Below are 15,684 nucleotides of genomic sequence, written 5' to 3' on the forward strand. Positions count from 1 at the left end.
AGAGGAGAATCAGTATGAACGTAACGAATGGAGCGAAGGTAACGAAGGTACCTTATGTCGCAATTGCAGTTAAGGACCGTGACAAAGCAGCCGATTTTTTTACAAAGACGTTTGGCGGAGAAGTGGTATATAGGTATTCAGGACCTGACATCGTCTTTTTAGGCTATAAGGATGCTTTGATTCGAATCGGTGATTTTCATCTTTATTTAATGGAACCAATGGAAGAAAACAGTGTTGTGGGCAAATTTATTAAAAAACGCGGGGAAGGTCTTCATCATATCGCATTTTCTTTCCCAAATTTACAAGAAGCCGTAGAAGATTTAAGAGAAAGATCACTAACAGTTTTCGATTTAGGTCAAGCCACTGATGAGCTTGCTTTTCTTCATCCAAAAGATGCATTTGGGGTGTTATTAGAGTTGACCCCTGAGAATATCAAATACAGGAATGATTGATTTTATCTATTTTATTTGGATGAAAGAATTATTAGGGAGAAACAATGTCGTGAAAGGTGGAATTGAGCATGTCGAGTGTATATGAGTTCAAGACAATTTCTTTGGATGTGGAAGAAGGGATTGCTAGGTTAACTTTAAACAGACCGGACAATCTAAATGCATTAAATTTTGCTTTGATCAAGGAGTTGGATCAGGCTGTATCCTTTATTCAGAATAATAACAAAATTAGAGTTCTTGTCATTACCGGGGCTGGAAAAGCTTTTTGCGCGGGTGGAGACGTGAAAGCAATGGAGACCATGACGCAGGAAGATAATCAGGAAGCGCTAAGACTAGCCAACCGTGCTCTCTACAACATTGCAAATTTAGAAGTTCCTGTTATTTCTGCTGTTAATGGCTACGCCTTTGGTGCGGGATTGAGTCTTGCTTTGGCAGGGGATGTTATTATTGCATCTGAACAGGCGAAATTTTCGGCAGCTTTTGTAAAAGTTGGTTTGGCCCCGGAAATGGGCGGATCCTATTTTCTCCCGCGTTTAATTGGATTAGCCAAAGCAAAAGATTTAGTATTCTCTGGTCGAACGCTTGATGCTCAGGAGGCCCATAATTTAGGCCTTATTTCCAGCGTAGTAGGGTTTGAGGAATTTAATAATGAGGTGGAAAGGGAAGTTGAAAGGTTTTCTCAAGCTCCTACGAAAGCACTTGGAATTGCTAAAAAACTTCTTAATCACAGTTTAGAAAGAGATCTCAATACAACCTTAATCTATGAGCAAGTATACTGCCCGAGGGCAGCGCAAACAATGGATCATAAAGAAGCAGTTCGCGCGTTTAAAGAAAAAAGGTTACCGGTTTTTACCGGTAATTAATGAAAGAGGTAAAAAAATGAATACAAAAGTAACGAAAGTTCCTTACGTTGCCATTGCGGTTAAAGATATGCATAAAGCGGCCGATTTTTTTGCCAATACATTCGGGGGTGAAATAATAAGTAAAGGGACAGTTGAGGAAGAATTATATTTGGATTGTATGGTCAAAATTGGGGACTTCTGTCTTTACTTAATGGAGCCTATGTCGGAAGAAAGTGTAATTGGACGATACATTTCAAAAAACGGAGAAGGCCTTCATCATCTCTGTTTCACTTTTCAAGATCCTAAACTGGCTCTAGCCGAATTAAGAGAAAAAGGGCTTCGCGTTAATAGTATCTATTTTGATGTAGACGACATCGAATTAGGTTTTATGCATCCCAAGGACGCTTATGGAGTACTTCTTGAACTAACTCCAGAGACCGTTCCCTTACGTACAGATATTTCATAGCGATTTTTTCCCTTACGTAGTAGTCTTCTAGGGGGAATGATCCTTGGTATTATGTAAGCGAATTCAATAAATTGGTATGGATATTTTACAAGAGCATGGAGGATCTATTTCTTTCTAGGATCCGGATCATGGAAGATCCTTCAAGAAAGAGCTATTACTACTAATATAATTGGAGGGAAATGAATGAAAATCAAAAACAAGTTGTTTATGTTGGTAACCATCTTGGTATTAGGTATAGCTCTATTTGGGTGTAGTGATAAAACTAGCGAAACTTCAAAAGAGAAATCCGGGGAAAATGAGGTAGTTAGTGGCGGGGAATTGAAGGTTGCCATCCCTACTCAGCCACCGACACTAGATGCACATGTGACGACTGCATTAGTTACAAGAGACGTATCAAGACATATTTTTGAAACGTTAGTTGCTTTTAATGAAAACTTTGAACCCGTTCCAATGTTAGCGGAGTCGATTGATGTAAGTGATGACGGTAAAACGTATACATTTCATTTGAGAAAAGGTGTCAAGTTTCATAATGGAAAAGAAATGACTGCCGAAGATGTTTTGGTGTCAATGAATCGCTGGTTGGGAAAATCCGGATCGGCACAAGCGGTTATTAAAGGGGCAAAATTTGAAGCAGGGGACGATGGAACGGTTTTACTTAAAGTGGAACAAGCTTCTTCATTAACCTTAAGTGTGCTTGCAAGCACAAACCAATTTGCCGCGATTATGCCGAAAGAAGTAATCGAGGCAGCTCCAGAGACAGGAGTTGAAGAGTATATTGGTACCGGACCGTTCCAATTTGTTGAATGGAAACATGATCAAGATATTCATTTAGCTAAATTCGACGATTATCAACCAGTCGATTTACCAGCAAGTGGTTTAGCAGGTAAGAAAGAAGCTTACGTTGATGATCTTTTTTTCGAATTCGTGCCTGATAGCTCTACGAGATTAGCTGGGATTCAAACAGGTCAGTATAATGCAGTGGATGATATGCCAAGAGACCATTTTCAACAGTTGAATAGTGATCCGAATTTAAGTTTGGTTACATCTTTTAGCGGATTTTTATCCTTGACTTTTAATAGAAATCAAGGACCTTTTACGGATATAAAGATGAGACAAGCGGTTAATGCGGCCTTGGATGTGGATAGTATATTGAAGGGTGCGCTTATGGATGGATATCGCGCGGATTCCAGTTATATGTTGAAAGAAAATGTGGTGTGGTTTAGTGAAAAAGGAAAAGAGCAATATAACCAGCATGATACTAACAAGGCGAAACAATTACTTAAAGAAGCGGGTTATAACGGTGAAGAGATTACCATTTTGTCTACCAAAGATGTCACATCAGCGAATAATGCAACGCTCGTCGTTAAAGAACAGCTTGAAAAATTAGGAATGAAAATTAAATTGGAGCTTTATGATTGGCCAACAACTGTAGCGCAGCGTGAACAACCAGATAAATGGCACCTATTTATTAGCGGTTTCGCTCCAGTGCCTTCTCCTGCAGAGGCTATATTTTTCAGTAAAACTTTTTATGGTGGGCCAGTTGATGAGAAAATCGCTGAAAAGTTGCATTCAATTAATACAGCTGCTTCTAATGAGGAAGCTAAAAAAACGTGGGATGAACTTCAAAAATACTCTTGGGAATACTTACCGATTATTAAATTTGGAGACATTTCTCAAGTGTTAGCTGTGGAAAAGAAGGTAAATGGATTTAAATTTTTTAACGGTCCGGTTTTATGGAATACCAAAATAACAAAATAATTGGCATTTCCTCGTCAACTATAGTTGACGAGGAAAACTTATAAAGGAGGGGAAACGTTGAAGGCTTTTATTTTAAAGCGGGTGTTGGCGCTTCTACCGATTTTGTTTATTGTATCGATCGTCGTTTTCTTAGTTATCCATTTAACGCCTGGCGACCCTGCAGCAGTGATGTTGGGGGATACAGCTTCGGAGGTGCAGGTTAAAGAATTGCGCGATCAACTAGGATTAAATGATCCAATCCATGAACAATATGTTCATTGGATATCTGGTGTGTTTCAGGGGGACTTTGGCTATTCGTATTTTATGAAACAACCCGTTATGGATACGATTATTAGCCATCTTGGACCAACTTTGTCGCTGGCGATTTTGGCCGAGATTATGGCCATTGTAATCGGGATTCCTTTAGGAATTATTGCTGCTACACGTCGTGGGTCTGTTACAGATCAATCTTTAATGGGAGTGGCCCTGTTAGGGATTTCCGTTCCAAGCTTCTTGCTTGGACTATTTCTTGTCTTAGTGTTTGCAGTGAAACTAAGATGGTTTCCGGTTGGTGGTTACGTGCCTTTAAGTGAAGGTTTATTGCTCCATTTGAAATATTTAATTATGCCTGCGATTGCATTGGGAAGCATGCAAATCGCTTTAACCGCTCGGATGACAAGATCCTCCTTGCTAGAAGTTCTAAATACCAATTTTATAAAAGCAGCCAGGTCAAAAGGTGTGAGAGAACGGCATGTGATTTACAGACATGCACTTCGCAATGCTTTTCTACCGATATTAACGGTTCTTGGTCAAACCTTTGGAGTGTTAATTACAGGTGCTGCGGTAGTAGAAACGATTTTTAATATTCCAGGTATTGGTCAACTCATTATTAATTCAGTTGGAAGACGGGATTACTCCGTCATTCAAGGTGTGGTATTATTTGTAACCTTTACGTATGTGTTTATAAACCTAGTGATTGATTTGTTATATGGGGTGATTGATCCGCGAGTTAGGCTCGATCAAAAGTAGAAAGGAGACGAGAGATGGAGGCGCTTGAAAAAAGAGAAGAACTCATTGCGATCAAGAGTAATTTGAAAAAACAACAACGACAGCTGTTTATCCGCCGTTTTTTTGCAAATAAATTAGCAGTCGTTGGTTTAGCTATTATTATATTTTTAACACTCCTTTCCCTTTTGGGTCCGCTTGTTATTTCGCATGATCCTTATGAAATGGCGGTGAATGATAGATTGGGGGCTCCTAGCTCAATTCACCTTCTGGGGACAGATGATTTCGGGCGCGATTTGCTTAGCCGTATTATTTACGGGGCGCAAGTATCGATGGGTGTTGGCTTTGCAGTTGCTGCTATCGCCTCTATCGTCGGTATGGCAGTAGGGTTATATGCTAGTTATTATCGCGTGTTAGATAATGTATTGATGAGAATTTGCGATGGGATTATGGCTTTCCCTGCTATTTTATTAGCGATTGCTCTTATGGCAGCGCTCGGGGCCAGTACAAATAATGTCATTTTATCGCTAAGTATCGTGTATACCCCATACATTGCCAGAGTTGTACGCTCGGCTGCGTTAGTCGTGCGGGAAGAAACGTATATAGAAGCAATGAAAGCGCAAGGGGCTTCCTCTTCGCGAATCATATGGCTTCACATTGCGCCAAACACACTATCTCCGCTTATTGTGCAGGCAACATTTATATTTGCTAATGCGATTATCGTTGAAGCGGCTTTAAGCTTTTTGGGGGCTGGTGTGCCTGCGCCTGATCCAAGCTGGGGTAATATATTGTACGATGGAAAAAAGGTGATTTTTAATGCCTGGTGGATGGTTGTTTATCCTGGGTTATGCATTGTTCTTTCTGTATTAGGATTTAATTTATTTGGAGACGGTCTTCGCGATTTATTGGATCCGCATACAAACCAAGCTAAGAAATAATCTGTTCATTATTTAAAGCATTAAAAAAGGCTGTGATAAAGGAGGACTTCCATGCGTCAACAACCACTTTTAGAAATTAAAGATCTGAAAACACATTTTAACACAGAAAGAGGTAGAGTAACAGCAGTAGATGGGATTAGCTTTCATCTAGAAGAAGGAGAGATTTTAGGTGTTGTCGGTGAATCGGGCTGCGGGAAAAGTGTCACATCACAATCAATTCTTAGGTTGTTTGATGAAAAATATACGGTAAAATACGATGGCGAAATTTTATTGAATGGTCAGGATTTGTTAAAACTGCCGATGTCGAAAATGCAAAAGCTTAGGGGGAACGATGTTTCGATGATTTTCCAAGATCCATTAAGTTCCTTGAATCCCGTCTATACAATAGGCTTCCAGATCGCTGAATCAGTTATGCTTCATCAAAAGCTTTCTAAAAAAGCGGCATATGAACGAGCGGTTGAAATGTTGAGGCTTACAGGGATTCCTGCACCTGAAAAGAGAGTGAACGAGTATCCCCATCAATTATCGGGAGGCATGAGACAACGGGTGATGATTGCAATGGCATTGGCCTGCCAGCCCAAGCTGCTCATTGCTGATGAACCGACGACTGCCTTAGATGTCACGATTCAAGCACAAATCTTGGAATTAATAGTAGGGCTAAATAAAGAGTTCGGAATGAGTGTCATTTTCATTACCCACGATCTCGGAGTGGTTGCTGAAGTGTGTTCTCGTGTTGTGGTGATGTATCTAGGTCAAATCGTTGAAGAAGCCGACGTGGAGACGCTATTTTTGAAACCGTTTCACCCTTATACAAAAGGATTAATAAAGTCAATCCCACAAATTGATGGTGACAGGTCACAAGATTTACATGTGATTGAAGGAGCGATGCCATCGCTGTATGAGATGCCTAAGGGATGTCGATTTGCCTCGAGATGCCCTTACGCAGATGAGCTATGCCAGGAGAAAATGCCGGAATTAGAAACCGTTCAATCGTCGCATAAAGTCCGTTGTTGGCATTACGAAAAAATTGCCGAAAAGGAGGGGGTGACTTATGCAATCGCAAGCAGCTGAAAAGCATGTAAGAGTACAGCCAATTTTCGAACCTTCTAAGCCATTATTAGAAGTAAAAGGGTTAAAGAAACACTTCGAAATACGAAATCCTTTAGGTCGGAGAGAAGCAACGGTTAAGGCAGTTAATAATGTCTCGTTTCAATTGCATGAAGGTCAGACATATGGCCTCGTCGGAGAATCAGGCTGCGGTAAAAGTACAACGGGCCGAACATTGTTAAGATTAATCGAACCAACTGAGGGAGAGGCCATTTATCAGGGGAGGGACATTTTTCAATTAAAAAATGCTGAATTTAAAAAAATTAGACAAGATTTGCAAATGGTTTTTCAGGATCCTTACTCCTCACTGAATCCACGAAAAAGAATTGGCCATACATTAGAGGAACCGCTTAAGATCCACGGTATTGGGCAAAAAAGCGACCGTGTTGACCTTGTGATGGATATTCTAGAAAAAGTGGGCTTACGAATGGAGCATTTTTACAGATATCCACATGAATTTTCTGGCGGGCAGCGCCAGCGTATTGGGTTGGCTCGAGCACTTATTGTTAATCCAAAGCTTGTTATTTGTGATGAACCTGTATCAGCTCTTGATGTATCCATTCAATCGCAAATCATTAATTTATTGCGCAGTTTGCAAGCAGAGTTAAAGCTCACTTATTTATTTATTGCACATGATATTAGCGTTGTTCGCCATATTTCTGATCGAATCGGGGTCATGTATTTAGGGCAGATGGTCGAAGAGGCGCCGACGGATAGCTTGGTTGCCAATCCGCTTCATCCTTACACGCAAGCGCTTTTGTCAGCAGTTCCAATTGCAAAGCCGAATTTCCAGAGAGAGAGAATTATTTTAAAAGGAGAAATTCCGTCACCGATGAATCCACCGTCAGGATGTATTTTTCATACGAGATGTCCAAAGGCTATGAAAATATGTAAAACTGATCTCCCAATAATAAAAGAAGTGTCGCCTGATCATTTCGTTAGCTGCCATTTATACTAAATCATTTTGGCGGTTTTTATATGAATCTTACAAAGAAAGAGGTAATGAGAATAGGAAAATCGAACATTAGTAAATGGATTGATGAGAATGAAGCTAAATTTACGGATGTGGCCAAACAAATTTGGAATCATCCTGAAGTAGGCTATTGTGAAATCTTTGCATCTGCCTTGCAAATCAAAACGTTAGAAGAGGCAGGATTTAGGGTTACTTCTGGGGTAGGTGATGTGCCAACCGCATTTGTTGCTGAATACGGAAAGGGAAATCCAATCATAGGTATTCTTGGCGAATTTGATGCTTTACCAGGATTATCTCAGCAGGCCACGCCCAATTATGTCCCTGTAGTTCCAAATGGACCGGGACATGGATGTGGCCACAACTTGCTCGGAACAGCTGGGCTAGAAGCTGTGATTGCTCTTAAGGAAAGAATCGATGCGGAAATACTAGAGGGAACGATTCGTTATTATGGCTGCCCAGCTGAAGAGCTGCTTTCAGGAAAAACATTTATGGCAAGGGCGGGCGTATTTAATGATTTGGATTGTGCGCTTACTTGGCATCCTGGAACGACCAATATGACAGTAAATTTCCGTACACAGGCATTAACTGCAATTGAATTTTACTTTTCAGGAAGAACGTCCCATGCCGGTGCGGCTCCACATCTTGGCCGTAGTGCATTAGACGCTGTCGAGTTAATGAATGTCGGAGCTAACTATTTACGTGAGCATGTGCCAGATGGTACTAGAATCCACTATCAGATTACGAACGGGGGGATGGCACCCAATATCGTGCCGGAACATGCTAGTGTTTATTATTTTTTGCGCGGAGCAGACCGTAAGCAAGTAAATGAATTGGAAGAAAGATTAATAAAAGTTGCCCAGGGAGCAGCTATGATGACAGAGACCTCGGTACGCTGGGAAATCAAATCTGGATGCTACGATACATTGCCCAATGAAACTCTAAATGAACTCATGTATACGCAAGCGAGAGCAGCAGGACCAATGGCTTTTACCGAAGAAGAAGAGAAATTCGCTGAAGAACTCCGCCAAACGGTCGATCCAACTGTATTGGCCGCAGCTATGCAACAAGCCACTAGCGCGGATGCAAACAAAATACTCGATACGGGCTTTTATCACAACAAGAAGCATTTCGGTATAACCATGGGTGGATCATCTGATGTAGGAGATGTATCTTGGATTGTTCCGATGGGGCAAATAATGACCACCTGTGTTCCGCTCGGAGTTCAATTTCATACCTGGCAGGCTACGGCCTCAGTTGGTTCATCCATCGGCATGAAGGGAATGCATTATGCAGCGAAAATAATGGCATTGTCTGCTTACGAATTGCTGCTAGATCAAGAGGGCATTCTTGAAAAAGCAAAAGCCGAATTCGTGGCAAGTACCAATGGGGTGAGTTATAAACCAGGTGTTCCTGCTAACATCAAACCACCTGTATCAAAAGGAGACAAGGTTCCTGTTTAGACAATTGGAGATAATAACCATTTATAGCTGAATAAAAGCTTCTTTCGCTCCAACTAATAGCCAATTTTAACGACTCAAATACCTAAATAGATTCAGGCAGGGCACAAACTCTGTCTGAAATTTTTTCTTCCTTTTTAGGATCTTGATAAAAAATTCATCAATTGATTCTAAAATTCATCAAATGTAAGTAAATTTTTCATCTTATTTCTAAATATTCGTATTTTTTAGTATTGGCACGGTACTTGCATTAATAAAAGTTGTAGGATGTTATTTTATAAAAATGTGAAAGTAAATGAAAAGGAGTGATTGTCCATGAGTCGAAGGTTGCCTAAATGGCTAACTGAAAACACGGTATTGCCGATTATTTCTGCCCCAATGTTTCTAGTATCAGGACCGGAGCTTGTCTTAAGCTGCTGCAAAAATGGAGTCATTGGTTCTTTCCCTGCCCCAAATGCTCGGACCATCGACATTCTTGAGGAATGGATGACCCGATTGACAACGGAGTTAAAGGAGTACAAAGAAAGAAATCCAGACAAAAAGGTGGCTCCCTGGGCAGCAAATATGGTCGCGCATCGAAGCTATAAACGCCTCCAGGAGGAACTTGCTCTATTGAAAAAATATCAACCGCCGATCGTCATTACCGCACTTGGGAGTCCAATCCCAGTTATTGAAACAGTTCATTCCTACGGAGGGCTTGTGTTTGCTGATGTGAATTCAGTCAAATATGCCAAAAAAGCAGCTCAAGCTGGTGTGGATGGTTTAGTTCTAGTCAGCGCCGGAGCTGGAGGACATACCGGATCTATTACTGGCTTTGCCTTTGTCGATGCTGTTCGAGAGTTTTGGGATGGAATCATCGTATTGGGCGGAGGAATTTCGACGGGAAAAAGCATTTTGGCTGCCCAAACATTGGGAGCCGACCTCGTGTATTTAGGGACCAAATTTATAGCAGCCAGTGAGAGTATGGCCAACGATCAATACAAGGAAATGCTCATTGAAGCAACACATGAGGATATCATCTTAACAAATGCATTTTCTGGTGTTCATGCCAATATGCTTCGGCAAAGCATTGAAAAAGCAGGCTATGATGTTAATAATCTATCGACTAAAAAAGCAATAAACTTTGACAATCCACATGGAGAAACAAAAGCATGGCGGGACATCTGGTCGGCCGGTCACGGCGTGGATGCGATTACAAAAGTTCAACCGGCAAAAGAAATCATTCAAGAGCTTGAACAGCAATACAGAAAGGCCTATTCAGATTTTCAGGAGCCAAATGAGTGGATTCCAGCGAAACAAAAGGAAAAGGAGGAATTTATTCTATGATTGAAACAAAAACCTATCAAAATCCCTATTATCACGACGGTCTATACGCCCCGATTAAGGATGAAATGTATGTGGATGAATTAACGGTCCTTGAGGGGAAGGTACCAACTGATTTTTACGGAGCTTACGTGCGAAACGGCCCAAACCCAAAACATGAACCTAAGGGCCGCTATCATTGGTTCGATGGGGATGGTATGCTTCATGCTGTTTATTTCGAAAATGGAAAAGTCAGCTATCGAAACCGCTATATCCATACAAAGGCCTTCCAGCATGAAGCGATTGAAGGAAAAGCCATATGGGCAGGATTAATGGAAGATAAAAAGCAAAATCCGTTTTTTGAAAAAGAAAAAAATACATCCAATACGGATGTCGTCTTTCATAACAATAATTTGCTGACACTTTGGTATCGTTCCGGCCAACCCTACAAAGTCGATGCAAGAACTTTGGAGACAATCGGAGTAGAAGATTTTGGCGGCCGTCTGACTTGCAATATTTCGGCCCATTCGAAAGTAGATGAGGCTACGGGCGAGTTTATTTTTTTCGATTATGGAAATGTGTATCCGTATATGATGTATGGCGTTGCTTCGGCAACAGGAGAGCTGATGCATTTTGCACCGGTTGAGCTTCCTGGACCGCGTCTGCCGCATGATATGGCGATTACAAAAAATTACTCGATCTTGATGGATTTGCCATTGTTTAATGACCCTGAATCCGCAAAATTAGGAAGATACAGCGTCAAGTTTTTCCGCGAATTGCCGAGCCGTTTTGGCATAATTCCACGTTATGGCGGAGCCGAGTCCATTCGCTGGTTTGAAGCAAGCCCTTGCTATATTTACCATGTGATTAATGCTTGGGAAGAAGGAGACGAGATTGTTTTAACGGGATGCCGGGTAAAAGAACCTGTTCCTCCAAGTACAAAAAGGGGCGGTCCAATTGAAAGAATGCTGGCTTTTCTCCGTATAGATGCCCAGCTTCATTACTGGCGCTTTAATTTGAAAACAGGGCAAGTAAAAGAGGGCGAGCTATGTGACATGAACACTGAGTTTCCGGTGATTAATCTTGATTATATGGGGCATAAATCGCGTTATTCCTATAATGTTCATATCGGTCCTGGGGAAACGGTACAATTTGACGGTTTGGTAAAATATGACACATGGACGGGGCAATCGAAGAAGTACATGTTCGGAGAAGGCCGTTATGGTACGGAGGGGGCCTACGCACCGAAACTTAATGCCAAAGCTGAGGATGATGGTTATTTGGTGACATATGTTCATGATCAGCGTGAGAATCGATCGGAACTGATTATTATGGATGCGAAGGAATTTGAACTTGGCCCGATTGCAAGACTCCTTGTGCCACAACATATCCCAATGGGCTTCCATGCTACTTGGATTAACGGGAAAAAGCTTTTCACGTAACAAGCCCAAGAGAGGGCAGGCAAGTTTGACCTGTTTTTGGGAAGGGCTTACTTTTTCTAAAGAAAAGAGAAGTGGGCCTTCCAAAATATAAACGTGATAGAAGGGGACGGTAAAAATATGATTCTATCATCAGACGAACGAATAAAAGAGTATGTAGAAAAAGGTTGGTGGGGAACTGCCACCATAGAGGAGTATTTTCTTCAGCACGTTGAACAATGGCCTGATAAGGAAGCTATTGTCGATCCGATTAACCGGGGTTCATTATGTGGAGGTCTAATGCAAAGGTTAACCTATAAAGAATTGGATCATAGGGTGAGTCAATTAGCGGAAATTCTCCTAGACCACGGCATTGTGAAGGATGATATTGTGGCGATACATTTACCTAATATCGTGGAACTTGTGATTACATATTTGGCGGTTTTGCGAGTAGGGGCGATTTCCAGTCCATTTCCGGTTCAATATCGTGAATTTGAATGTTCCCAACAGCTGAAGATGTTAGGCGCAAAAGCAGTGATTACGCTAGAGAAAATGAATCAACGTGAATATGCAGCCATGCATGTCAATATAAAACAGCAAGTCCCATCGGTCCAACATGTTTTTGTATTTGGGGATGATGTTCCCAAAGGGGCGATTTCGATTCATACAGACGAAGTTGATTCAGAGTTTTCGAGATTGAAAGCCTATCGTGAAACGATTGAAATAACAGCGGATGATATATTCACCGTTTGCTGGACATCTGGAACAGAGGGTAAACCAAAGGGCGTCCCAAGAAGCCATAATGAATGGTTTATCAATGCTTATGGAACGGTAGATGCCGCTCAACTAAAAGGAGATGACCGCATTTTAAATACCTTTCCGATGGTGAATATGGCGGGTATCGGTGGGATGCTGATTCCGTGGTTATTATCAGGGGGGAAATTGGTGCTGCACCATCCCTTCGATTTACCCTCATTCCTACAGCAGGTTGAACAGGAAACGATTACGTACACACTCATTCCACCTGCCTTACTAAATATGATGCTAAAAACTCAAGCCATGTTAAATGGTAAGGACATTACCTCACTGAGGGCTGTGGGAACAGGATCAGCTCCTTTGACCGCATGGATGATTGCCGGTTGGAAGGAAAAGTATGGCGTGGACATTATCAATTTCTTTGGCTCTAACGAAGGGGCCGCATTTTTAAGTAGTCCGAATGATATTCCCGATCCAAAAATGCGATCGAAATATTTTCCGAGATTTGGAGTCAAAGGGTTCAACTGGGACAACCGAATTTCTGAAAGGATTGAAAGTAAGATTGTAGATTTAGAGACAGGGGAGGAAATTTCAGAATCACTTCACCCTGGCGAGCTGCGGATTAGAGGGGCTAGTCTGTTTTCAGGATATTGGAAGTCAGAAGAAATGAATCAAACGTCATTTGATCAAGACGGATACTTTTGTACAGGGGATTTATTTGAGATTGCCGGAGATCAAAATCAATATTATCGAGTTGTTGGGCGAGTCAAGGATGTAATCAACCGCGGGGGCCTAAAGATATCACCTGAGGAGCTGGAAGGATTGCTTCAAGGCCATCCAATGGTGGAAGATGTGGCTGTCGTCTCTTATCCGGACCCGATTATGGGTGAAAATGTATGCGTTTGCATCGTTCCGAGAGAGTCTGCCGAAATCAAGCTGGAGGAACTTGTTGCATTTTTACGGGAGAAACAGATCGCTTCTTATAAATTGCCGGAGCGCTTGGTTCTGTTAGATCAGCTGCCGCGAAATCCGGTAGGGAAAATCTTGAAGAATCAGCTCCGGGAGATGGTGAAGGGTGAACGAGTTAATTAAGGAACTTTATTTATAAGAAAGGAGTGAGGGGAAATAGAGGCTTATATTTATGATGCAATCCGTACACCACGCGGGGCAGCGAAGAAAAATGGATCATTGCTTGAAGTGAATCCCATCCATTACGTTTCACAACTGTTCCATGCGCTTGAAACCAGGAACGCACTGAGTCTATCGGAAGTGAACGATATTGTTTTAGGCTGTGCTACACAGGTTCGCGAACAAGGGGCCAATATCGCTAAGGTGGCAGCTTTGTTTGCTGGATTACCGAATACCATTCCCGGCATGACGGTCAATCGCTATTGTGCGTCAGGTTTAGATGCCGTTCTAATTGCTGCTGCAAAAGTGAAGGGGGAAATGGATGAGCTTGTCATTGCAGGGGGCGTGGAGTCTTCCTCGAGAGTTCCCATGTTTTCTGATGAAGGATCGTGGTTTTCTACTCCCGAAGTGATGGATAAAACAAATTATGTCCATATGGGGGTATCTGCTGATATTATGGCATCGTTATCGGGATTTACTCGTGAAGAGCTTGACCAATATGCTTTTGAATCGCATGAACGCGCCGAGAATGCGTATCAGCAAGGATATTTCAACCGTTCTTTACTCCCTGTCTATGATCAAGAACATCAAGAATTTTTAGAAAAGGACGAGCTCGTGCGTTCTGATATTTCAATGGAAAAATTATCGGCTCTAAAGCCATCGTTTTCAGAAAAACATATAAGTGGAATGGAGAGTCGAATAAAACTGCAATTCCCTCAGTTGAAGGAAATTTCCCATCTCCATCATGCCGGGAACTCTCCATCCTTAGCCGACGGATCATCTTTGATTCTCATTGGTTCGGAAGAAAAAGGTAAAAAGCTGGGCTTAACACCCCGAGCCAGAATTGTGGCTTCCGCTAGCGTCGCGGATAACCCATTCTTACTAGGCGGTGGGCAAAAGGCAGCTGAAGTGGTTCTGAAGAAATCAGGATTAACAATCGAGGATATTGATTTGTTTGAGTTTAATGAAGCTTTTGCGGCGACGGTACTAAAGTTCCAACGTGATTTTGGTCTAGAACGGGATCAGTTAAACCCTAACGGCGGTGTGATTGCGATGGGGCATGCACTTGGGGCAACGGGAGGCATGCTCATTTGTACATTGTTGGATGAATTAGAAAGACGCAATCAGAAACGAGGACTTGTTGCCATAAGCGGAGGAGCAGGAGTAGGCACGGCGCTGATCATAGAAAGAGTATAATTTTAAATAGTGAAATGAAACAAAGGAGGCGTGTATCTTGTTATTTTTAATCAAAGCTGCAGTTATTCAAAAGGATCTTTCTATGGATGAGTTATGGGAAAAATGGGAGGCTGAAGCAAAACTTTGTCTGAAAGCAGTTGAGCGAAAGAAAATCGTCGGGGCCTATAAGATTTCCGGACAGAGAAAAGTTGTGCTTATTTATGATGCTTCCTCTCATGATGAACTGGATCGAACCTTTATGGCCGGGCTGCCCTTATCTGAGTATGTAGAAATTGAGGAAATGCTTCCTATTCGTCCCTATGCGGATTTTGCAATAGATGTCGGAAATCGTTGGAAATAGGAGAGTTTATATGGCCAGAGCCAATTATATTAAGCCATTTCTTGATGAGTGGTTGAAGCGATTTCATTTTAAAACAGAAATTAAAGTCCGTGTTTGTGAAACCGATCTGTTAGGTCATGTTAATAGTACAAGTTTTTTTTTATATTTCGAACAGGCAAGATCAGAATACTTAAATAGTCTTGGTTTTCATCTGGAAAATCTAGGAGCCGTAACTGCTGACATTGCATGCCATTATCATAGTGAAGCATACTTTCCATCTACACTGGCTGTGGGGGTACGTGCAGCCAAGCTAGGTCAGAAATCCATTGATTTGGAGTATTACATTGCAGATAATCAACGATTCGTTGCATCAGGATGTGGAACAATAGTAATCACGGATATGAACGAGAAACAAAGCATTATCATTCCGGATCATATTCGCAAAAAAATTGAAAAAAGAGAAAAACTCAATCTCGATCCTCCAAGGGTGGCTGCGGGGTCAGACCCAATGTCCTCAACTTAAGATTCTATAATTAGAAATGCTGTTGTTACAATTGCCAATGAAGTATCGTTAAAGGAGCGTATTGAAC

At 41.7% G+C, this 15,684-nt stretch carries 15 protein-coding genes; all 15 read left to right on the forward strand.

The features are described from left to right. The first annotated feature begins 14 nt into the window (after positions 1-14). The gene (locus AR334_RS01325) at positions 15-452 is read left to right on the forward strand and encodes a VOC family protein (RefSeq protein ID WP_066304103.1); all 438 of its coding nucleotides are present in this window, start codon (positions 15-17) and stop codon (positions 450-452) included. Between the two features lie 68 nt (positions 453-520). Next, positions 521-1,312 (forward strand): enoyl-CoA hydratase/isomerase family protein, encoded by a 792-nt coding sequence (locus tag AR334_RS01330; protein ID WP_066304105.1) that lies wholly within the window; start codon positions 521-523, stop codon positions 1,310-1,312. 16 nt (positions 1,313-1,328) lie between these two features. Then, on the forward strand, positions 1,329-1,757 hold the full coding sequence (locus AR334_RS01335) for a VOC family protein (protein WP_066304107.1): 429 nt from the start codon (positions 1,329-1,331) through the stop codon (positions 1,755-1,757). A 183-nt stretch (positions 1,758-1,940) separates the two neighbouring features. Continuing rightward, a complete protein-coding gene (locus tag AR334_RS01340; RefSeq protein WP_066304108.1) occupies positions 1,941-3,515 on the forward strand; it encodes an ABC transporter substrate-binding protein in 1,575 nt (524 codons plus the stop codon). A 57-nt stretch (positions 3,516-3,572) separates the two neighbouring features. Continuing rightward, positions 3,573-4,523 carry an ABC transporter permease gene (locus tag AR334_RS01345; protein ID WP_066304111.1) on the forward strand — a complete coding sequence of 317 codons (951 nt, stop codon included), beginning with the start codon at positions 3,573-3,575 and terminating at the stop codon, positions 4,521-4,523. A gap of 14 nt (positions 4,524-4,537) precedes the next feature. Further along, complete coding sequence (locus tag AR334_RS01350) at positions 4,538-5,437, forward strand: ABC transporter permease (RefSeq protein WP_066304112.1); 900 nt, start codon at positions 4,538-4,540, stop codon at positions 5,435-5,437. Between the two features lie 51 nt (positions 5,438-5,488). Further along, positions 5,489-6,508, forward strand: coding sequence for an ABC transporter ATP-binding protein (locus AR334_RS01355; RefSeq protein ID WP_066304116.1), 1,020 nt, complete (start codon positions 5,489-5,491; stop codon positions 6,506-6,508). After that, positions 6,489-7,502 (forward strand): ABC transporter ATP-binding protein, encoded by a 1,014-nt coding sequence (locus tag AR334_RS01360; protein ID WP_066304117.1) that lies wholly within the window; start codon positions 6,489-6,491, stop codon positions 7,500-7,502. The genes AR334_RS01355 and AR334_RS01360 overlap by 20 nt, the downstream gene beginning before the upstream one ends. A gap of 20 nt (positions 7,503-7,522) precedes the next feature. Next, on the forward strand, positions 7,523-8,977 hold the full coding sequence (locus AR334_RS01365; protein WP_367576345.1) for an amidohydrolase: 1,455 nt from the start codon (positions 7,523-7,525) through the stop codon (positions 8,975-8,977). A gap of 312 nt (positions 8,978-9,289) precedes the next feature. Next, a complete protein-coding gene (locus AR334_RS01370; RefSeq protein ID WP_082692726.1) occupies positions 9,290-10,300 on the forward strand; it encodes a nitronate monooxygenase family protein in 1,011 nt (336 codons plus the stop codon). Further along, entirely contained in the window at positions 10,297-11,718 is a 1,422-nt protein-coding gene (locus tag AR334_RS01375; protein WP_066304119.1) for a carotenoid oxygenase family protein, read from the forward strand. The genes AR334_RS01370 and AR334_RS01375 overlap by 4 nt, the downstream gene beginning before the upstream one ends. 117 nt (positions 11,719-11,835) lie before the next feature. Then, positions 11,836-13,542, forward strand: coding sequence for a class I adenylate-forming enzyme family protein (locus tag AR334_RS01380; protein WP_066304122.1), 1,707 nt, complete (start codon positions 11,836-11,838; stop codon positions 13,540-13,542). 45 nt (positions 13,543-13,587) lie between these two features. Further along, positions 13,588-14,775, forward strand: coding sequence for an acetyl-CoA C-acyltransferase (locus AR334_RS01385; protein WP_301337149.1), 1,188 nt, complete (start codon positions 13,588-13,590; stop codon positions 14,773-14,775). A gap of 37 nt (positions 14,776-14,812) precedes the next feature. Further along, on the forward strand, positions 14,813-15,115 hold the full coding sequence (locus AR334_RS01390; protein ID WP_216637999.1) for a muconolactone Delta-isomerase family protein: 303 nt from the start codon (positions 14,813-14,815) through the stop codon (positions 15,113-15,115). 10 nt (positions 15,116-15,125) lie between these two features. Next, positions 15,126-15,617, forward strand: a complete 492-nt coding sequence (locus AR334_RS01395) for a thioesterase family protein (RefSeq protein WP_066304127.1) — start codon at positions 15,126-15,128, stop codon at positions 15,615-15,617. Positions 15,618-15,684 lie beyond the last annotated feature (67 nt).

Source organism: Bacillus sp. FJAT-29814 (assembly GCF_001510715.1).
GTDB lineage: Bacteria > Bacillota > Bacilli > Bacillales > Cytobacillaceae > Neobacillus.